This is a genomic window from Streptomyces sp. NBC_00203, assembly GCF_045206325.1.
GTDB lineage: Bacteria > Actinomycetota > Actinomycetes > Streptomycetales > Streptomycetaceae > Streptomyces > Streptomyces lutosisoli.
Genome location: NZ_CP108126.1, coordinates 362,959 through 383,361 on the forward strand (window position 1 = coordinate 362,959; position 20,403 = coordinate 383,361).

General features: G+C 71.0%; 15 protein-coding genes and 3 pseudogenes. 14 read left to right on the forward strand and 4 right to left on the reverse strand.

Annotated elements, in window-relative coordinates; translation table 11 throughout:
• Positions 1–379: 379 nt before the first annotated feature.
• From OG975_RS01810 to OG975_RS01830, 5 genes are read left to right on the forward strand one after another with little or no spacing between them, the layout of a single operon-like run.
• Entirely contained in the window at positions 380–1,645 is a 1,266-nt protein-coding gene (locus tag OG975_RS01810) for an acyl-CoA dehydrogenase family protein (protein WP_406326863.1), read from the forward strand.
• Positions 1,642–2,454 (forward strand): SDR family NAD(P)-dependent oxidoreductase, encoded by an 813-nt coding sequence (locus tag OG975_RS01815; protein WP_406326864.1) that lies wholly within the window; start codon positions 1,642–1,644, stop codon positions 2,452–2,454. The genes OG975_RS01810 and OG975_RS01815 overlap by 4 nt, the downstream gene beginning before the upstream one ends.
• On the forward strand, positions 2,451–3,221 hold the full coding sequence (locus OG975_RS01820) for an SDR family oxidoreductase (protein ID WP_406326866.1): 771 nt from the start codon (positions 2,451–2,453) through the stop codon (positions 3,219–3,221). The genes OG975_RS01815 and OG975_RS01820 overlap by 4 nt, the downstream gene beginning before the upstream one ends.
• Positions 3,218–4,372: a phosphotransferase family protein gene (locus tag OG975_RS01825; RefSeq protein ID WP_406326868.1), complete on the forward strand. Its 1,155-nt coding sequence runs from the start codon at positions 3,218–3,220 to the stop codon at positions 4,370–4,372. The genes OG975_RS01820 and OG975_RS01825 overlap by 4 nt, the downstream gene beginning before the upstream one ends.
• A complete protein-coding gene (locus OG975_RS01830; protein ID WP_406326869.1) occupies positions 4,369–5,397 on the forward strand; it encodes an SMP-30/gluconolactonase/LRE family protein in 1,029 nt (342 codons plus the stop codon). The genes OG975_RS01825 and OG975_RS01830 overlap by 4 nt, the downstream gene beginning before the upstream one ends.
• On the opposite strand, the gene OG975_RS01835 is transcribed toward OG975_RS01830, so the two are convergent.
• The gene (locus OG975_RS01835; RefSeq protein WP_406326870.1) at positions 5,387–6,400 is read right to left on the reverse strand and encodes an AraC family transcriptional regulator; all 1,014 of its coding nucleotides are present in this window, start codon (positions 6,398–6,400) and stop codon (positions 5,387–5,389) included. The genes OG975_RS01830 and OG975_RS01835 overlap by 11 nt on opposite strands.
• A 433-nt stretch (positions 6,401–6,833) precedes the next feature.
• Between OG975_RS01835 and OG975_RS01840 the strand changes: the two genes are divergently transcribed.
• Both OG975_RS01840 and OG975_RS01845 read left to right on the forward strand, forming a co-directional pair.
• Positions 6,834–7,931, forward strand: a complete 1,098-nt coding sequence (locus OG975_RS01840; RefSeq protein WP_406326871.1) for a hypothetical protein — start codon at positions 6,834–6,836, stop codon at positions 7,929–7,931.
• 106 nt (positions 7,932–8,037) lie between these two features.
• Positions 8,038–8,385, forward strand: a complete 348-nt coding sequence (locus OG975_RS01845; RefSeq protein ID WP_406326872.1) for a protein-L-isoaspartate O-methyltransferase family protein — start codon at positions 8,038–8,040, stop codon at positions 8,383–8,385.
• Between the two features lie 5 nt (positions 8,386–8,390).
• Here the strand turns inward: OG975_RS01845 and OG975_RS01850 are convergent, their stop codons facing one another.
• Entirely contained in the window at positions 8,391–8,843 is a 453-nt protein-coding gene (locus OG975_RS01850; RefSeq protein WP_406326874.1) for a YbhB/YbcL family Raf kinase inhibitor-like protein, read from the reverse strand.
• A gap of 110 nt (positions 8,844–8,953) precedes the next feature.
• On the opposite strand from OG975_RS01850, the gene OG975_RS01855 reads away from it, so the two are divergent.
• The 3 genes from OG975_RS01855 (at position 8,954) to OG975_RS01865 (ending at position 13,478) form a co-directional block, all read left to right on the forward strand.
• Positions 8,954–9,514 carry a nucleoside-triphosphatase gene (locus OG975_RS01855; RefSeq protein ID WP_406326875.1) on the forward strand — a complete coding sequence of 187 codons (561 nt, stop codon included), beginning with the start codon at positions 8,954–8,956 and terminating at the stop codon, positions 9,512–9,514.
• A gap of 329 nt (positions 9,515–9,843) precedes the next feature.
• Complete coding sequence (locus OG975_RS01860; protein WP_406326877.1) at positions 9,844–11,907, forward strand: DUF4139 domain-containing protein; 2,064 nt, start codon at positions 9,844–9,846, stop codon at positions 11,905–11,907.
• 8 nt (positions 11,908–11,915) lie between these two features.
• Positions 11,916–13,478: a mucoidy inhibitor MuiA family protein gene (locus OG975_RS01865; protein ID WP_406326878.1), complete on the forward strand. Its 1,563-nt coding sequence runs from the start codon at positions 11,916–11,918 to the stop codon at positions 13,476–13,478.
• 176 nt (positions 13,479–13,654) lie between these two features.
• On the opposite strand, the pseudogene OG975_RS01870 reads toward OG975_RS01865, so the two are convergent.
• Positions 13,655–14,016, reverse strand: a pseudogene (locus OG975_RS01870) (alpha-ketoglutarate-dependent dioxygenase AlkB); the annotation flags it as partial.
• Positions 14,017–14,401: 385 nt separating this feature from the next.
• Here OG975_RS01870 and OG975_RS01875 point away from each other — a divergent pair.
• Together OG975_RS01875 and OG975_RS01880 are read left to right on the forward strand one after the other, a co-directional pair.
• A complete protein-coding gene (locus tag OG975_RS01875; protein ID WP_406326879.1) occupies positions 14,402–16,948 on the forward strand; it encodes an ATP-dependent Clp protease ATP-binding subunit in 2,547 nt (848 codons plus the stop codon).
• A gap of 30 nt (positions 16,949–16,978) precedes the next feature.
• A pseudogene (locus OG975_RS01880) lies at positions 16,979–17,260 on the forward strand (NAD(P)/FAD-dependent oxidoreductase); the annotation flags it as partial.
• 349 nt (positions 17,261–17,609) lie between these two features.
• Here OG975_RS01880 and OG975_RS01885 read toward each other — a convergent pair.
• Positions 17,610–18,599 carry a helix-turn-helix transcriptional regulator gene (locus OG975_RS01885; RefSeq protein ID WP_406326881.1) on the reverse strand — a complete coding sequence of 330 codons (990 nt, stop codon included), beginning with the start codon at positions 18,597–18,599 and terminating at the stop codon, positions 17,610–17,612.
• 93 nt (positions 18,600–18,692) lie between these two features.
• Here OG975_RS01885 and OG975_RS01890 point away from each other — a divergent pair, with 93 nt between their 5' ends.
• Together OG975_RS01890 and OG975_RS01895 are read left to right on the forward strand one after the other, a co-directional pair.
• The gene (locus tag OG975_RS01890) at positions 18,693–19,091 is read left to right on the forward strand and encodes a VOC family protein (protein WP_406326882.1); all 399 of its coding nucleotides are present in this window, start codon (positions 18,693–18,695) and stop codon (positions 19,089–19,091) included.
• Positions 19,092–19,140: 49 nt separating this feature from the next.
• Positions 19,141–20,237, forward strand: a pseudogene (locus OG975_RS01895) (IS481 family transposase).
• Positions 20,238–20,403: the final 166 nt, after the last annotated feature.

Below are 20,403 nucleotides of genomic sequence, written 5' to 3' on the forward strand. Positions count from 1 at the left end.
AGTTCCTGCAGCATCCGCTGGGCCAAGACCCTCATCAACTCGATTCCGTCCGCCGTACGCAGTGACTCCATCAGGCGGAGCAAGTCCTGCTGGGACAAGGCCATCGCGTCACCTCTCACCTCAACGAGCCTCTCTACTCGGAGAGTTGAGCGATGGCCCGACCCATGACCAGGGGCTACGCAGAGATCGCTGCTACACCACGTGGTGGGACACCATCACATGTCGAGCGCGAGTTCCCCCTCGGTGCCGACCAAGCCCTGCTGGACAGCCTCGCCGGGCGGCCTGTCGGGCCACGACCGACCAGGCCGTGTCGTCTCTGATCAAAAATGTGTCGTGCTGAGTCAAGAAGGTCGGCCGCCCGCCCCCTAGCGTGATGGCCATGGACTTCAGCCCTTCTCCGCGCGCCGCCGAACTCACCAAAGCTGTGCGGTCGTTCATCCGCGACGAGATCGCCCCCGTCGAGCACGCATTGCAGCTGCGCCAGGCCGAGGCGCGCCGCGCCGGCGGCGAAGTGGAGCTGTGGCAGGTGCCTCGGGAGATGCACGAGCTGCGGCGCACAGCACGGGAACAGGGGCTGTGGAACCTGTTCCTGCCCGCGGGGCACGAGGGGCCGTACGCGGAGCGGTTCGGTACGCGCGGCGGCACGGGGCTGTCGAACGTGGACTACGCCCCTGTCGCCGAGGCGACCGGGTGGTCGTTCCTGGCTCCTTATGTTTTCAACTGCAACGCGCCGGACACCGGAAACGCCGAAGTGCTGTTGCGCTACGGGTCCCAGGAACAGAAGGACCGCTGGCTCGACCCGCTGCTGGAGGGGCGGATCCGTTCGGCGTTCGCCATGACCGAGCCGGGCGTGGCGTCCTCGGACGCGACCAACATGCAGCTCAGGGCCGTGGTCGAGGGCGACGCCGTCGTCCTGAACGGCCGCAAGTGGTGGACCACCGGCATCGGGCACCCGGACTGCGAGGTCCTCCTCGTCATGGGGCTCACCGATCCGGACGCACCCAAGTACGCCCGGCACTCGATGGTCCTGGTCCCCCGGGACACTCCCGGGGTGAAGGTCGAGCGGATGCTGGACACCATGGGATTCCTCGACGAGCCCTTCGGCCACGGCGAGGTCTCCTTCACCGACGTCCGCGTCCCCGTGTCGAACATCGTCGCCGGCCCGGGACGGGCCTTCGAGATCGCCCAGGGCCGCCTCGGCCCCGGCCGGGTGCACCACGCGATGCGCATGATCGGCCTGGCGGAACGGGCTCTGCAGCTGGCCTGCGAGCGCGGCCTGGCCCGCACCGCGTTCGGGAAGCCGCTGGCCGACCTCGGTGGCAACCGGGAGCGCATCGCCGAGGCGCGCATCGCGATCGACTCCGCGCGTCTGCTCATCCTCGACGCGGCCTGGAAGCTCGACACCGTCGGCGCCGCGGGCGCGCTCAGCGAGGTCAGCGCCATCAAGGTCGCGGCGCCCCAAGTCGCCCAGCAGGTCATCGACTTCGCGATGCAGATCCACGGCGGTGCCGGCCTGTCCAGCGACTTCCCGCTGGCCGGTGCCTGGACCGCGGCACGGGCCGTCCGCCTGGCCGACGGGCCCGACGAGGTGCACAAGGGCGTCGTCGCCCGTATCGAGCTCGGCAGGCACGGGGCGTCCCGATGAGCCGCGGGCCCGGCGGCCGCCGGGTGCTGATCACCGGTGGCGCCTCCGGCCTCGGCGCCGCGCTCGCCTCCCGCTACGCCCAGCGCGGAGACCGCGTCCTCGTCACCGACCTGGCGGCCGAGGCCGAGGTACCAACGGGCGCGCTGTACCAGCGACTCGACATCACCTCGCCGTCGGAGTGGGCCGGCGCTCTGGAACGCGTCCGCCTCGACCTCGGCGGGCTCGACGTGCTGGTCAACAACGCCGGCATCGCCGCCGGCGGGCGCGTGGACCGCCTCGACGACGCGCACTGGCGGCGGGTCCTCGACGTCAACGTGCTCGGCGCCGTGAACGGCTGCCGGACCTTCGCCCCGCTGCTCAAGACCCAGGGACACGGCCACGTGGTCAACGTGGCCTCCCTGGCGGGGCTGGTCCACCCGGCGGCGATGAGTTCCTACGACGCGAGCAAGGCGGCCGTCGTCGCTCTCTCGGAGAGCCTGCGCCACGAACTCGGCCCGTGGGGCGTCGATGTCACCGTAGTGTGCCCGTCGTTCTTCCGTACGAACCTGGCCGCCTCCCTGGGAGGCGAGGACCCGTTGATGGACGAGGTCGCCGCCAAACTGATCTCCCGCGCGCCGCTCGGAGCCGAAGAGATCGCCGCGCGAGTTCTGAAAGGCGTCGACGCCCGCCGCTTCCTGGTCCTGCCCGACCGGTCGGCGCGGCTCGCCTACTGGACGAAGCGCCTGGCACGGCCCCTGTACGACCGTCGGATGCTCGCCTCCGGAGCGAAGATCCGGCAGGCCGAACTGCGCGAGAAGGCACCCGTATGACCCGTATGAACAGTCCGATCAGCAAGAACGGCGTCGTCCTCATCACCGGAGCGAGTTCGGGCCTGGGCGAGGAGATGGCCCGCCAGTTCGCCGCCCTCGGCTACGACCTGGCCCTGTGCGCCCGGCGTACCGACCGCCTCGACGCCCTCGCCGACGAGATCCGCCTCTCCACCGGACGCAGGGTCGAGACCGCCGCCCTCGACGTCACCGACAGCGTCGCCGTCGCGTCGGTCTTCCACGAGTTCGCGCAGCGGTACGGGAGCATCGACCGGGTGGTCGTCAACGCCGGCATCGGCAAAGGCGCCCCCCTCGGAACCGGAAGGGCCGATGCCAACCTGGCGACGGCACTGACGAACTTCGTCGGCGCGCTCGCCCAGACCGAAGCCGCCCTGGAGATCTTCCGCCGGCAGGGCCGCGGTCACCTCGTGCTCATCTCCTCCATGTCCGCACTGCGCGGCATGCGCAGGTCCATGACGACCTACGCGGCGACCAAGGCCGGGCTGGCCTCCCTCGCCGAGGGCCTGCGCTCGGAGAACATCAAGGGCCTTGACGTCTCGGTCGTCCACCCGGGATACATCCGCTCGGAGATGAACGCCCACGTCGAACAGAAGACCCGGTTCATGGTCGACACCGAGACCGGAGTGCGCGCGATGGTCGGGGCCATCGAGAGGCGCCGCGCCAAGGCATACGTACCGGCGTGGCCGTGGGTACCCATCGGGATCGCCATGAAGGTACTGCCTCTGCGGATCGTCCGGAGGCTCACATGAACGCCCGTACGAACAAGGGAAGTACCGACGTCGCCGGGGCGCGCCCGGTCCGTGACGAGGACTCCTTCGACGTCGCCGCCATGGCCGCCTGGCTCGCCGAGAATGCCACGCCGGGCAGCACGGACCTCGACCTGTCCGCCGTCCCGGAGGTGCGGCAGTTCTCCGGAGGCGTGTCGAACCTGACCTATCTGCTGCGTTACCCGGACGGCGACCTCATCCTGCGCCGCCCCCCGAAGGGCACGCACCGCAAGGGCGCCCACGACATGGGCCGCGAGCACCGCATCCAGACCCAACTCGGACGGCTGCTGCCCCACGTGCCGCGCACCGTCGCCCTGTGCGAGGACCCGGCGGTCATCGGCACACCGTTCTACGTGATGCGGCGCCTTATCGGCCCGATCCCGCGCAAGGACCTGCCACGCGGGGTGGTACTCGACCGGGAGCAGACCGCGGCCCTGTGCCGCAACGTCATCGACCTGCTCGTGGACCTGCACGCCGTCGACCTCACGGCCACGGGACTCGGTGACCTCGGCAAGGGCGACGGGTACGTACGCCGACAGGTCGAGGGCTGGTCGGAGCGCTACCGCACGGCACGCACCTGGAACGTCGGCAGCTTCGAGCGGGTGATGCGGTGGCTGGCCGACCACCAGCCGGCCGACCGCCCGCACACCCTGGTGCACAACGACTTCCGCTTCGACAATGTCGTACTCGACCCCGAGAACCCTACGCGGCCTGTCGGTCTGCTCGACTGGGAACTCGCCACTGTCGGCGACCCGCTCATGGACCTCGCGAACAGCCTCGGGTACTGGGTGCAGGCCGACGACGGGAGGTACATGCAGGCCTTCCGGCGTCAGCCCACCCACCTGCCCGAGATGATGACCCGGGAGGAGGTCGTGGCGTACTACTGCGCGCGCACCGGGACCGGCGTGACCCACCGGGAGTGGGCCTGGTACCAGGTCTTCGGCCTGTTCCGCGTCGCCGTCATCGCCCAGCAGGTCTATCAGCGGTACCTCACCGGGCAGACCACGAACAAACAGTTCCGCCTCTTCGGCGTCGCGGTCGTGCTGCTCGAACTGCGGTGCCGCCGCATCATCGCCACCGCCCGACGGATGTCCCCCGACATCGCCGACACCCAGGTAGGGAAGCAGCCATGACCTCGAACAGGGAGCCCAACGCCGTGCCCCTGACCCGTCGCCTCCTCTCGCCCCGCCGCTGGACGCCGCCCACGGCTCCCGCCGACGAAGGGCGCACACCCACCACGCGCCGCCTCGCCGTCGCCCGCCGGATCACGAGCGGCGGGCACGGCCCGGAGGACGTGATCTTCGACGGACAGGGCAGCCTGCTCACCGGTCTCGCCGACGGCAGGATCGTGCGCGTCGACCCGGCCACCGGTGCGTGCACGGTGGTGGGCGACACCGGAGGCCGCCCGCTGGGACTCGAACCCTCCGCCGACGGCAGCGTCCTGGTCTGCGACCACGACCGGGGGCTGCTGCGGATGTCCGCCGACGGCTCGGTCGAAGTGCTGGTCGACACCGTGGCGGGCCGGCCGCTCACCTTCGCCAGCAACGTGGTCGAGGGTCCGGACGGGACCATCTGGTTCACGGTGTCCACGCGACGCTGGGACCTGGAGCACTACCTCGGCGACGTCATCGAGCACTCCTGCACCGGAATGCTCGTCCGCCGTGACCCCGACGGCACCGTCACCGTGCTGCGTGACGACCTGAAGTTCGCCAACGGCCTCGTCCTCGCCCCGGACGCCTCGCACCTGCTGGTCGCCGAGACCACCGGGTACCGGGTGAGTCGCTACTGGCTCACCGGCCCGAAGGCCGGGAGCGGCGAGCCGTTCGTGGAGAACCTCGCCGGCATGCCCGACAACATGAGCCTGGGCAGCGACGGGCTGCTGTGGGTGGCGATCGCCGCACCCCGCAACGCCCTGCTCGACCGACTGCTCCCGCTGCCGGGCTTCCTGCGGACCTTGGTGTGGAACCTGCCCGAGGCCATACGTCCCAAGGCCACGCCCATCGCCTGGGCCATGGCCTTCGGCCTCGACGGCCGCCTCGTCCACGACCTGCGCGCGGACGACGGTTCGTACGGCTTCGTGACCAGCGTCGCCGAGTACGACGGGACCATGGTGGCGGGCAGCCTGCACGAGGACGACCTCGTCGTGCTCAGCCTCTGACCCGTGCCTCGCGGCGCAGCGCGGTCGGTGTCCGGCCCCACCAGCGTCGGGCGCAGCGGGTGAGGACCGCCTGTTCGGCGAAACCGACGAGGTTGCTGACCTGGGCCAGTGGCATGTCCGTCGTGGTCAGGTAGGTGCGGGCCCGGGTCCGGCGCACCCCGTCGAGGATCGAGGCGAACGGCTCGCCCTCCGCGGCAAGTTGGCGCTGCAGGGTCCGTGGGTGCACGGCGAGGACCCGGGCGACGTCGACGAGGTCGGTGGAACCGGTCCCCAGAGACTGGTCGAGCACCGCGCGCACCTTCGCGGCCACCACCGGCCCGGCCTCGGGAGAGTGCCGGGACAGGAAAGCCAGCGCGAGCCGGCGCAAGGTCTCGTCGACCCCGTCGAGCGGGCGCGACAGCAGGCTCGACGGAACCCGCAGCAGCGCGCTGTCCCGTCCGAAGCGGACCCGGGCGCCGAAGGCGTCCTCGTACCGCGTCCGTGCCCCCACGGGCTGATGAGGCAGATCGACCGACCGCAGGCCGTAGCCGCCACCGACGAGGAACATGACGGCGCGGTGGACGAACAGCGTGGTCATGTCGGTGGCCTGTGGCAGCGGCCGTACGCCCGCGCCGAAGGAGTACCGCAGCCCGATCACCCCGCGCGTCCCGTCGGGGTCGTCCACCAACGCGACGCTGAGGTCGCGCGCGTGGACGAACAGATAGCGGGAGGTGCACTCCAGCGCGTCGGCGACCGAAGCGGAGTGCTGGATCGCCACCGCCAGCGGGCCCAGCATGCCGAAGTCCTGCGCCTCGGCCACCCGCAGGCCCAGGTCAGGACAGCCGAGGTCGGCTGCGGCGATCTCCAGGACCGCGGCAAGAGCGGTGTCCTCCACGAGCAGCTCATCGGTGTCGAGCGCCCCGTCCGGCAGCCCGGCCTTCCGGGCGTACGCGTTCGCGTCTCCGCCGAGACCCTCCACGACCTGCCGGAACTTCTGCAGACCTGCCGACCGGACCAAGGACACCCGCTCAGCATGACGTTCGTGTCGCCGGGGATCAAGACGACTCCATCGCCAGTGGACGGTTCCTGGTGCTGGAGCGAGGTCATCGCGCAGGTGGCGGCTGCCGACCGCCCGCTCTCGCGGTGGACATGGCGGGGCATGGGCTGCGCGCCCGTCGGTCGGAATGCCTCACCAGACGCCCGTACGACTCCGAGGCGCTGGCCACCGAAGTCTCGCCGGTGGCGGACGTGGACCTCGACCAGCCGGGTGACCTGCTGGTTTCGCAGATCAGACAGCTCGGCCGCGGTGGCCAGGTCCCCCGGCTGATCGTCGTCCACCCACAGGTAGCCGGGGCGAGTGTCACCGGGGCGGCCGACGAAAACCACCGGCGGTCCCGGCACTGTCGCCCATGGGCGCGCATCATCAAAGGAGGGGAGACCATCGACGAGGAGTGGCGATGCGGTTGTCGTTCCTTGAACCCCTCTACGCGGAGCCGGGCCCGTTCGCCTCCGTATACCTGGACACCTCCCGAAACGTCGAGCATCCCGAGCGGGCGATAGCGCTGCGCTGGCGGCGGCTGCGCGAGAGTCTGTCCCGTCAGGGCTCGGACCGGGCGCTGCTGAACGTACTGGAGGAGGTGGTCGGCGCCGACACAGAGGTGCCGGGGGTGCACGGTCAGGCCATCTTCGCCGCCCACGGCACGCTCGTCCTGGACGGGGAGCTGCCCAGGCCGCCCGAGCACGACTCCGCGCGCTACAGCACCCTGCCGGACGCGATGCCCCTGGTCACCCAGCACGTTCCGGAGATCCCCTACCTGGCCGTAGTCGTCCACTACGGCGGCCTTCCGACCGCCGAGACCCACGGCTGGGTAACTCTGGAGGCGGAGACCGGCACCTGGCCCGCGTCCACCGTCACCCCGGGTGAGCGGCTGCACCGCAGGGTCGCGGTGGCGACCTGGCACCGCACCTCCCTCCGGCTCGGCCACCGGCTGGACGAACGGGCGCGGCGCGCCCATGCCGACGCGGTCGTCGTGGGCGGGGACGAGTGGGCGTGCAACGTACTGATCCGCCGCCTGCCGCACACCCTGCGGGACAAGGTCGTACGCGTGGGCGGCCGGACCCCCACCGACACCGGACGCGCCCTGCTGGAGCCGCAGCTCGACGGCGTCTTCCGCGGCCGCATGGCCGCGCACGACCGGGAACTCGTGGACATCTTCATCGGCCGGCGTGCCCTGCACGGACCCATGACGGAGGGGCTGGCCGCCACCGTCGCCGCCCTCCAGCGCGGCCAGGTCGCGGCACTGCTGCTGAACCGGCCGCCAGGGTCTTCGCTGCGGCTCTGGGCGGGCTCCCAGCCCACTCAGCTCGCCCTGTCCGAGGCGGAGCTGATGTCCTTCGGTGTGCGGGCCCCGCGCGAGGAGCGAGCAGACGAGGCCCTCGTCCGGGCCCTCGTCGGCACCGGTGCCGAGCTGGTCGTCGTACCGGAGAGCGAGCTGAGGCTGTACGAGGGCGTGGGCGCCCTGCTGCGGTACGCCGACCCGGGGACCCCGACCTGACGCCGGCGCGCTGCGCCTCCCGGATCACGGGTCGCCCCTTCCGCCCGACCCGGATCGCGTCGCGCGCGGAACATGCCGACACTGGGCTGGAGCGGCAGCGCGGCGGATGAGAGCGGCGGATGGGGCACATGGACAGAAACAGGGCGAGGCCCGCCTGCGGCTGGCCGGGCAGGGCGTCGGCAATGCCGATGTCGTGCTCAGCGACGGGACCCTCGGGATGCCGACCCGTGCCCCGTACAACGCCGTCATCGTCTGCGCGGCCTTCCCGCGCGTGCCTGAGCCGCTCGTGGATCAGCTCCGCACCGGTGGCCGGCTCGTCCAGCCGATCGGACAGGGCGGGCAGGAGCGCGTCGAGCTGTACGAGCGGCGGGCCCGCGGCTTGGTGCACCGCAGGACGGTCACCGCGGCCCGGTTCGTCCGGCTGTGCGGCGCCCATGGCTACGACCAGCGGTGACGCGCTCAGCGCTGATAGGTCCCGACCAGGGTGCCGGAGGCCAGCTCCCTGCCCTTCAGGGCACGGTGCACGTCCTCGGCGCCCGGGTGGTCGTGCAGCGGCAGCGGCTCGGACAGGGCGTACAGGCGGAAGAAGTAGCGGTGCGGCCCGCGCCCCGGTGGAGGCATCGGCCCTCCCCAGCCCACGTGGCCGAAGCCGTTGGGCCACGGCAGGCCCCCTTGGGGCTTCTGGCCCTCCGCCGCCCCGCTGATCCCCGGATCGATGCCGGTCACCAGCCAGTGCAGGAAGGTCGTCCCCGGCGCGTCCGGGTCCTCGCACAGGAGCACCAGCTCCGTGGCCTCGTGGGGCACCCCCGACCAGGTCAGGGGCGGTGAGATGTTCTCACCCTCCCCGCTGTAACGACGGGGGATCACCGTTTTGTCGTCGAACGCGGTGCTGCTGAGTTGAATTCCGCTCATGCGCGCCGCCATACCCGCAACGGCGGCACCGGCACCGGTCCGCGCCCCAAAACCCCTGTTTGGCCGAGCCCACTCGTGCCGCCTCTGGAAGCGGGAGTGACGATGGCAGTGTGCCGACAAGGATCCTCCTCGAGGGCCGCCCTGGCGCGGGCAAGACGACCGCCCTGCGTCGGCTGGCCGCGCTGCTGCCCACCCACGCGGCCACCGGCTTCACCACGGAGGAGATGCGGCAATCCGGCGCCCGCGTCGGCTTCGCCCTGGAGACCCTGGCAGGCCGGCGGGAGGTGCTCGCCCATGTCGACCTGCCCGGTCCGCCACGGGTAGGGAAATACGGCGTCGATCTGGGCGTCCTGGAACGACTGGCGCTGCCGACGCTTCGGCCGGCAGCAACCGAGGAGGCAACAGGGCGGCTGGTGCTCATCGACGAGCTGGGGCGGATGGAACTGGCGTGCACGGCGTTCCGGCACGCGGTCGACGCGCTGTTCGTCGCGGAGGTCGACGTCGTCGCCACGGTCCACACGCACCGCGATCCGTTCACCGACGCCCTCAAACGGCGCGCCGACATCGAGGTCGTCCAGCTCACTCCGGCAAACCGGGACGTCCTGCCGGGGGAGCTCGCGGCCCGGCTGCAGCAGCCCCGGACGCACGGAAGGCCTCCCTCTCACGGATGAGAGACCGGCCTCAGACCTGCTGAAAGCAGAGTCTGGGCGACAGGATGTGAAGTCGCCCGGTCGGTGCGACCGGCAGCGCCCATAACCGCCTCAGAAGGAGCATTGGGCATTCGAGCGGCCGCCCGCTTGCGTGCGGGCAGCCGTAGCCGTAGCCGTAGCCGTCCACAGCAGCACTGCAGTGCATGCCACCCGCTCCCTGTAGGAGGCCGTGAAACGGCTGCTCAGCGAAGGGCGTGTGGTTCTGGACGCCATCCTCCTGATGCGACGCGTTCGCGCAGACCGCCCGGGCGTAGGCTTCGCTCAGCATGGACGCGACGGGGGCGGAGCACATGACGGCTGAGTCAACACAGAGGTGGGGGTCGACCCTCGATTCGGTCGTGGTGTACGCGCAGGGCGCGGTCTGCCGACGCCTGGCCCGGGGCAGCCTGTCGCCTGACGGCCGGGTGCGGGTGACGGGACTGCCCCGCTCGCTGGACCCGGGCTCGCTGCGGGCCCGGGTCCTGGGCGCCTCCGGGGTGCGAGTCACCGAGGCCCGGGTGGAAGTCGAGGCCGAGCCGCTCGGCACCGGCACGCCCGACGAGTTGCGGCGCGAGGTCGAGCGGCGGAGCGACGAGTACGCGGCGGCGCAGGGACGCCGGGACCGACAGCTGAGCCTGATCGAGGAGGTCAGGGCTCTCCACCCGGTCCCACCTGCCCGCAGGCGCGAGGACCCGCACCGCCGCACCCCGGTCGACGCGTGGCTGGAGCTCGCCGACTTCGTCGACGAGCGGCTGGCGGGACTGCACAACCGCCTCGTCGAGCTGGAGGAGGCACTGCGCAACGTCGAGCACGAGCTCACCGTCGCCGCCGACAGGCTCGCCCGCGCCTCCACCGACGCGCCGTCAGCGCACGTGGAGACCACGGTCTGTGCGGTCCTGACCCTCGACGGCACCGGTGATGCGGAGGTGGAGCTGGAGCTGGAATACGGGGTGCCTGGCGCCGTCTGGGTGCCGGCCTACCGTCTCACTCACCGTCAGGGCGACGGCAGCGGCCGTCTGGTGCTGCGCGCCTCGGTCGCCCAGCGGACCGGCGAGGACTGGACCGGCGTGCGCATCGCTCTGGCCACCGCCGATCTCCGGCGCCGCACCGACCTGCCGAGGCTCCACTCGATCCGGATCGGACGCAGTCAGACCGCCCCCGCGCCTTCTGGCTGGCGCGAGCCCCCGGCCGGGCTCGTCGACCTGTTCTCCGGTTACGACGCGGCAGGCCCCGGCCCAGCCACGACCGCCGCACCCACGGCTGTCGGTGCCGGCTCCGCGTCCGGTCCCGTTCCACCGCCGGCACCGCAGAGCTACGGCGGTCCGCCGGCCGCAGTCCCGGTGCCCGGCGGCGCAGACGGCACACCCCCGGAAGTCTTCGGCGGCGGGATGCCCGCCCTCCCGCAGCCGGCCGGATCGCGACCGGGCGACAGGCCGCGTACCGGCCGCGAGCCCTCCCTCGCTGGTGCCCCCGCAGCCATGGCGCCCGCGGCTCCTGGCCGGGCTGCGCCGCCACCCCCTCCGGCACCGGTAGCCGGTCCGCCGCAGCCGAGCGGTGCCGAGCTCGACTATGCCGCCCTTGTTCTGTGCGGCCCCGACGAGCAGGGCGGTCGCAGAGGCCGGCTGTTTCCCGACTCTCCCTTCGACCCGGTGGCGGCCGAATACCGTCGCCGCGCCGAAGCGGTGGCCGCGCTGCCGCTGCCCGGACAGGCCGTGCGGCCCCGCGAGTCGGCGGGTTCCTTCGACCACCGCTTCGATGCCACCGCCCGCGCCGACATTCCGTCAGACGGTACCTGGCACACCGTCACCGTCGGCGAGATCCCGGTCGGCCTGCGTACCGAGTACCTCTGCGTGCCGTCCGTGGAGCAGACCGTGTACGCGACGTTGGTGCTCTCCAACGCCACCGACCAGGTACTGCTGGCCGGCCCGGTGGAGGTCACCGTCGACGACGACTTCCTGCTGACCGCCGCACTGCCCACGCTTGCCCCCGGCGGTGTCCGCCGGGTGGGCCTGGGGCCGGCCGAGGGCATCCAGGTCACCCGCCGTGCGAATCTGCACGAGTCGACCTCGGGCCTGCGCAACAACACCACCGTGCTCGACCACCGCGTCCACGTGGAGCTGGCCAACCGGCTCGCGAGGCCCGTCACCCTGGAAGTCCGCGAGCGGGTGCCGGTCACCTCCGAACCGGACGTCCGGATCGAGGAACGGGCCGACTGGACGGCACCCGAGGAAGGCACGGAGCCCGATCGGCATGCGCCAGGCACCCGTGTCTGGCGACTGGACCTGCCCGCAGGCGCCACTGCCGCCCTCGACGGCGGCTACGAGATCCGCATCCCGACCGGCAAGGCCCTGGTCGGCGGCAACCGCAGGAGCTGACACACGCCATGTCCACGGCCCCGAAGTCGATCGCTCTCCCCGTCACCGCCGTCACGTGCCTCGAGGATCGCGCCCATATCGAGCGCACCGTCATGCTCGACCTGGAGGCCGGGGTCCAGCGGCTGCGTCTCGGGCCGGTCAGTGCGCTGGCCGTCGACCGGACCCTCCATGCCGAGCTGACCGCCGATCACCCCGCGACCGTGCTCGACGTGCGCATCGTCCGCAGCTGGACGCCGCGCGGACCGCTGCCGTCCACCGACGACGACTCCGCCCTGCGCCACCGCGTACACACCCTCGAAGAGGAGCGGCTGGCCCTGGGGCAGCGACGCGACCGGCTGCATGCCCGCCGTGACCTGCTCAGCCGCCTCGCCGCCGATCTGCTGCGGGAGATCGGCGAAGGCGCCGGCTCCGGAGAGACGGAACGGCCCCGCTGGGCCCGCGAACTGGACAGGGTGGACGACGAGCGCGACGCACACGGCGAGCAACTCCGCACCGTGGAGGCCCGGCTGGCTACCCTCGCTGTCGAACTCGGGGAAGCCCAGCGGGCCATGTATCTCTCCGAGGAGGAGCCCGCCGCGCTGGTCGGCCATATCGAGTTGACCGTGGAGGCCGCGGTAGCCGGGCCGGTCGAGCTGCGCCTGAGCCACCTCACCCCGTGTGCACTGTGGCGGCCCGCCTACCGGGCCGTGCTCGACGGGGACTCCCTGACGCTGGAGAACGACGCGATGGTCTGGCAGCGCACCGGTGAGGACTGGTCGGACGTACGGCTGACACTGTCGACGGCCCGCTCGGCGCTGGCCACCGATCCGCCACGGCTGGGCGAGGACCGGCTGACGCTCAAGGACCGATCCGCAGCGGAGCGCCGCACGGTCGACGTCGAACTGCGCGAGGAGGAGATCGGGGCCCTCGGCCCGGCCCCGGTGCTCGGCCTGCCAGGGTTGGACGACGGCGGCGAGGCGCGGGTGTTGAGATCTCCCGCGCCCGTCTCGGTGCCTGGTGACGGCCGCGCCCACCGAGTGCCGCTCTCCGCATTCACCACGGCCGCGCGCAGTGAGTACGCCTGCTCACCGGAGTTGTCCCCCCTGGTCACCCAGGTGGTGCGGTTCGACAACCTGTCCGGCCACGCGCTGCTCGCAGGGCCCGTGGACCTGGTCCGCGGCAGCGGCTTCAGCGGCTGCGGCACGCTGGACTTCACCGCCCCCGGCGCCCCCGTCGAGCTGGCCTTCGGCAGCTGCGACGACTACAGAGTGATCCGGCATGCCGAGGAGTCCCGCGACTCCGCCGGTATCACCCAGCGGACCGTGGTCACCCGCACGGTCCGACTGCACCTGTCCCGGTTCTCCGCCCCCGGGGAGCACAGCGAGCGGGTGGTCGTCCTTCGGGAGCGGATCCCGGTCTCCGAAGTCTCGGCAGTGGAGATACGCCTGCGCAAGGATTCGTGCTCCCCGGCGCCCGACGTGGTCGACGCCGAGGGCATCGCCCGCTGGGACATCACCCTCCCACCCGGCAGCCGCCGCACGGTCACCCTGGTCTACGAGCTGTCGGCGAGTACTAAAGTCACCGGGCTCTGAGCACGGTGGGCCGCTGCACGCCTGCTGATGCAGGCCTGATCTGGGCTCCCGCCCCAGCCGGGGGCCATCTCGCACACCCGAGGGACATGAGAGCCGGTCACCACTGGCCGCCGGTACGCGGCCGGTCGCGACCGGGCGCTGCGAGGGCGGGCCTCCCGCCTGCCGACAGCACGTACGCCGTCGCGGTAGTGGCACAAGCCGACCGTCGTGAAGGGTTCGCCGAGCTCGGCGGCGTAGTGCATGGAGAGTGCCTGCCGCGCCTCGTCGAGGACGCGGTGGGGCAGCGGTTCGCCGGCACGGTAGAGGGCGAGCAGGCGCGGGACGCCCACGACCCGCTCGCACATCTGCCGCCGCTCGGCCTTCCAGGGAACGTCCGTGGCCAGCTGTTCGAACAGGGCGTCGGCGCCGCTCAGCCAGCCCGGCAGGGGGTCGGTCCACGCGCCGTCGCCCAGCGCGGTTCTACGGAGCGCGTCCCGTGGGAGTAGAAACACGTCGTCGCCCTATCGAACAGAGATCCCTGGAGCTGGTCCGTCGCCATGACTACAGGCCAGCCGCATTCGAACGCGTGAGCTATTAGAAGCGCACCCCGGACCTCCGCCACCCCTGGCACCGGGTGGCACCCCTGGGCACCCGGCGGCACCGGTGGGTACCGCGGTACGGCCCGGACCCCTGAGGGTCCGCCCCGGCAGGCGTCGGCCATCCCGCGCGCCAGGATCCGCGGATCGATGCGCGCCACACACCCCCGCTTCCTGCCACCCCTTGCTCCCGTCCACCGACACGCGGCGCCCATATCGCCTAAATTAGGGCAAGTGGGGTTGCGGCTGTCTGTGGTAACGCCGGACTTGCGGGACCGCGTCCGAAACGGCTGCACGTGCACCGAGAGAGCGTGGCCCGGTCCGGCCGGGCCACGGGGACGGATAGCTATGACCGACAGCCAGCGGGGTCCCGAGAACCACGGTCCGGACCCCCTCGGAGACTTCCTCTCGCACTTTCTCGGCACCGGACAGGGTGGAGAGCCGCCCGACCCGCGGCGCATCGACTTCAGCCGTCTGCTGAGCGGTCCCGCACGGCAACTCGTCTCCGTCGCAGCGTCCTATGCCGCCCAGCACGGGAGTACCGACCTCGACACGGAACACCTCTTGCGGGCCGCGCTCTCCACCGAGCCGACTCGTCGCATGGTCACGCGAGCGGGCGCCGATCCCGACGCGCTCGCCGCCGAAATCGACCGGCAGGTCGGGGAGGGGCCGCCACGCCAGTTCATCGCCGTCACCCCGGCAGTCAAGCGCGCTCTGCTCGACGCCCATGAAATCGCGCGCTCCACCGGCGCCTCCTACATCGGCCCGGAACATGTGTTGGTGGCACTCGCCGCCAACCGCGACTCCGCAGCGGGCCAGATGCTCAACGCCGCACACTTCTCGCCGCCCGCCGGCGCCCGGGACGGCCTCGCGCCCGCGCCCGGAAGCGCCGGCCAGCGTACCGGCCCCGGCGAGCGGAACACCCCCAACCTGGACAAGTTCGGGCGCGACCTCACCGACCTGGCCGGGGAGGGCCGTATCGACCCGGTCATCGGCCGCGACGAAGAGATCGAACAGACCATTGAGGTACTCGCCCGCCGAAGCAAGAACAATCCCGTCATGATCGGCGAAGCCGGAGTGGGCAAGACCGCCATCGTCGAGGGACTGGCCCAGCGCATCACGGACGGCGACGTGCCGGACATCCTGCTGGGTCGGCGTGTCGTCCAGCTCGACCTCTCAGGAGTCGTCGCCGGTACCCGCTTCCGTGGGGACTTCGAGGAACGACTCACCGGCCTCATCGACGAAATCCGCGCCCACTCGGACGAGCTGATCATCTTCATTGACGAACTTCACACCGTCGTCGGGGCGGGCGGCGGCTCCGAGGGCGGACCGATGGACGCGAGCAATATGCTCAAGCCCGCCCTGGCCCGCGGCGAACTCCATGTCGTGGGGGCCAGCACGCTCGAGGAGTACCGCCGCTACATCGAGAAGGACGCCGCGCTCGCCCGCCGGTTCCAGCCGGTTCTGATCCCCGAGCCCAGTCCGGCGGACGCCGTCGAGATCCTGCGGGGTCTCCAGGACCGCTACGAAGCCCATCACCAGGTCCGCTACACCGACGAGGCACTGCTCGCCGCAGTCGAGCTGTCCGACCGCTATCTCACCGACCGCTACCTGCCCGACAAAGCGATCGACCTCATGGACCAGGCCGGCGCACGGGTCCGGCTGCGCTCCTCCACCCGCGGCACCAACGTCCGCGCCCTGGAACGCGAAGTGGAGCAGCTCACCCGGGACAAGGACCAGGCCGTCGCCACCGAGCAGTACGAGCGGGCAACCGAGCTGCGCGACCGACTCGCCGAACTCGAGCAGCGGATCGCCGAGGGGAACGACGCACAGCAGCCCCGCAGCCATGTCGCCGAGGTCACCGTCGAAGACATAGCCGACATCGTGTCCCGTCAGACCGGAGTTCCCGTCAGCAGCCTCACCCAGGAGGAGCGGGACCGGCTGCTGGGCCTGGAAGAACATCTGCACCAGCGCGTCATCGGCCAGGACGAAGCGGTGACCGCGGTCGCCGACGCCGTCCTGCGTTCGCGGGCCGGTCTGGCCGACCCCAGCCGCCCGATCGGGAGCTTCCTCTTCCTCGGCCCCACCGGCGTCGGCAAGACCGAACTCGCCCGCGCGCTCGCGGAGGCGCTCTTCGGGAGCGAGGACCGGATGATCCGTCTCGACATGAGCGAGTACCAGGAACGGCACACCGTCAGCCGCCTGGTCGGCGCTCCCCCCGGCTACGTCGGCTTCGAGGAGGCCGGACAGTTCACCGAAGCGGTGCGAAGGAACCCCTACTCGCTGCTGCTCCTGGACGAGATCGAGAAGGCGCACCCCGACGTCTTCAACATCCTGCTGCAGGTGCTCGACGACGGGCGGCTCACCGACTCCCAGGGCCGCACGATCGATTTCAAGAACACCGTCATCGTCATGACCAGCAACCTCGGTTCACAGGCCATCACCGGTCGCGGCGGCGCGATGGGCTTCGGTGCCGGCGACGCGGACGCCGACGAGCAGGCCCGCCGCGAGCGGGTGCTGCGCCCCCTGCGCGAACACTTCCGGCCGGAGTTCCTCAATCGCATCGACGAGATCGTGATCTTCCGCCAACTCGCCGACCAGCAGCTACGGCAGATCACCAACATGCTGCTGGACGACTCCAGGCGCCGGCTCCGCGCCCAGGACGTCACCGTCGATGTCACCCTGGCTGCTGTCGAATGGCTCGCCCAACGCGGCTACCAGCCCGAATACGGCGCCCGCCCGTTGCGCCGTACGATCCAGCGCGAGGTCGACAACCGGCTCTCACGCATGCTGCTCGACGGCAACCTGCAGCCACACAGCCGCCTCCGGATCGACGTCGCCGACGGTGAGCTGACCATCCACAATGAGGAAGAACCACGGGGCCCCGCGAGCTGACCGCGAGCGGCGCGTCCCGGAGAGCTCCTCCTGACCCACACATCGGGCCATGTTCCGCGCCGGCTCTTCCTGATCGATGCTGACGTGATCGTGGTGGGGGCGGGGCTGGCGGGCTCGGCCGCAGCCTTTCACCTCGCCAAGGCAGGCATCGATGTCCTGCTTCTGGAGAAGGCCCACTTTCCCCGGGAAAACGTGTGCGGAGACGGCTTGACTCCGCGAGCGGTGCACCAGCTCATCCGGATGGGCATCGACATCAAGGCTCCGGGGTGGACGCGTTCACGCGGTATGCGATGGGTGGCCGGTGAGCATCAGAACACGGTCGCGGAATGGACCGTGCCGGTGCGGGCGGCGGGGTCGAGGCTCGACGACCTCGGCGGGCTGGGTGAAGCGTCGCCTGGACCTTCGTACGGGCCGGTAGCAGACCAAGATCCAGACCATTCGCGGACCAAACAGACACCGTCGCGGGCCATTCCGGGCATTTAAGCAGGGCAGCCAGCACACGAGCCCTGTACCAACAGCAGACGAAGTACCTGCTGGCGGGCTTGGCACGCCCATACGACAACTGCGCGCGCTGCTCAGTTGGTGCGCCCGGACTTGCCCTCTGCAGTCCCACCGAAGCAACTCACTAGCTGTGCCATCTCATGACATTGGATCCTCGCGGTCAGGCTTGGCGGGCGTAGGACGCAAGGCGATCGGCGAGCGCGGTGACGCGGTCGCGCAGTTCATCGGGGCGCTCGATGACGAACGGCCGGTCGAGTGAGGCGAGTACTGGAGGCAACCAGTCGAGCCGCTCCGCCCGCAGCTCGACGCGCAGCCAGCGCTCGGTCGCCCGGTCCTGGCCCGCCGCGGGCTCGTGCTCCTCCAGGCTCGCGACGCTGGCGGGAAGGTGGGCGCGGATCTGCTCGACCGTCCCGTGGATCCGCAAGGTCACCTCATGCCGGTACTCGGCCGTGGCGAACGCTGACAACACGCGCTGTGCCGGACCGGGACCCGCCGGCGCTTCGAATGAGCCGGGCAGGGTCCGCGCGTCCGCGATGCGATCGAGCCGGAAGGTTCGGTCCCCACCGATCCGGGCGTCCTTGCCCGTGACGTACCACCGGCCCGAATGGGCGACGATCCCGTACGCGTGCAGCGTGCGTTCGCTGCCCCGCCCGTCACGGTCGGTGTAGCGGATCGAGACCGGTCGGCGGTGGCGCACCGCATCGGCGATGGTGAGCAGGACCCCAGCGTCCGGGGTGTCGAACTCTCCGGGCTGTTCCGTGAAGGCGAGAGCCTCCAGAAGTGTGTCGAGCCGACGGGCGATGTGCTTGGGCAGCACCCTCCGGATCTTCGCCGATGCCGTCTCGTTTGCCGTGCGCTCCGTCGTCGTCAACCCTGCCCGGCGGCCGGCGACCAGGCCGAGCAGCACGGCCAGCGCCTCGTCGTCGCTGAGCATGAGCGGAGGCAAGCGGTACCCGGGGGCGAGCCGGTACCCGCCGTAGCGGCCGCGCACCGATTCCACGGGCACATCGAGTTCGATCAGCTGGTCCACATACCGCCGCACGGTGCGCCCTTCGACGCCAAGCCGGCCGGCGAGTTCGGCCACCGTCCGGGTGCCGCCCGACTGCAGCAGCTCCAGGAGTGTCAGCACTCGGGCAGTGGGTCGGGGCATGTGCACAACCTAACGCGAATACAGGACCGATTCTGTCCACTATTTCTCCTAGCCTGCGCAGTGCACGCCTCCAGCACAGCCAAGGAGATCCCCATGGAGTTCGTCTCGATCCGCATCATCACCAGCGACGTAGCGCGCCTCGTCGAGTTCTATGAGCGAGCCACAGGGGCGCGGGCGACGTGGGCCACCGAAGACTTCGCCGAACTCAAGACCGCGGGCGCCACCCTCGCGATCGCCGGCACCCGCACCGTCCCGCTGTTCGCCCCGGGCTCTGCCCGCCCGGCGGACAACCACAGCGTGATCACTGAGTTCCTCGTCGACGACGTGGACCGTGTTCACCAGAACCTGACCGGCTTCGTCACCGACTTCGTCAACGAGCCCACCACGATGCCCTGGGGCAACCGGTCGCTGCTGTTCCGCGACCCCGACGGCAACCTCGTCAACTTTTTCACCCCCGTCACCCCGGCGGCTATCGAAAAGTTCGCACGCTGACGCCACGCACAGCCGCTCATGCGGGAGCCCTGAGATCCCAGGGCTCCCGGTGAACGCGGCCGCCGAGTCCAGGAGCGCCACCAGCAGGGGGCACGGGAACGCACCGCTGACCCCCGAAGGACGCCTGCGCTTGTGCCTGCGGATCGATGCCGGACGTCCGATCGCGCACGTCGCTGCGGATGCCGGGATCTCCCGCCGCTGCCTGGCCAAGTGGTACGCCCGCTGGCGGGCGCACGGCGAGACCGGACTGCTCGACCACTCCTCCCGCCCCGTCACCAGCCCCGCCTGCACCCCCGAGGACAGCGCCGACCTGGTGGAGGCGCTGCGGCGGCAGACCAAGCACGGGCCAGCCCGGTTCACCGCCGACCTACAGTGGCTGCACGGCGTCACACTCGCGCCGGCGACCGTCCACCGCATCCTGGTGAGGCGAGGACTCAACCGTCTCCGGGACCTCGATCCACCGACCGGCGAGCAGCTGCGCGAGGTCATCCGCTACGAGCACGACCGGGTCGGCGACCTGGCCCACGTCGACGTCAAGAAGCTCGGACGTATCCCGACCGGCGGCGGCCGGCGGATGCACGGCGTCGGCACCGAGTCCGCCCGCGCCTCCAAACGCACCGCTCCCGGCACCGGCAAGGTCGGATACACGTACCTGCATTCGGCGCTCGACGACCACTCGCCTACACCAAGGCCCTGGGCGATGAGAGGGCCATCACCGCGGTCGCCTTCTGGCACCGGGCCGTTGCCTTCTTCGCCGCCCACGGCATCACATCGATCCGCCGCCGCCTCACCGACACCGGCGCGTGCTACCGGTCTACGACCTGGGCTGACGCGCTCGCCGAGACCGGTACGAAGCACAAGCGGACCAGGCCGTACACGCCGCGCACGAACGGGAAGTTGGAGAGGTATAACAGGACGCTCTCCCACGAGTGGGCGTACGTCCGCGACTACACAGCCGAGCGTGAACGCCGCGTCGCACTCGCGGAGTTCGTGAACTACTACAACCACGAGCGGCCGCACGCCGCTCTCTGCGGCCGACCGACCATCAGCCGGACCGCCGGGAGCGACTACCGGATCGTCTTCGACCAGCCGCCCGAACCACTCGCGGACATCCCGCAGCAGCTCACCTTCGAGGACTTCGTGTAACCAAAGTCCCGAGACACCACAACTAGCCGAGAGAGCTCAACCGGACCTGACGGTTGGTGTTGCTGGGCGGCGAAGCCGCTGGAACGGTAGGAGAGCAGCGGCATCTCCACGCTGCTTCCGTCACTGAGCACGATGGAGCCCACGCATACCCGTGCCGCCCCAGGCG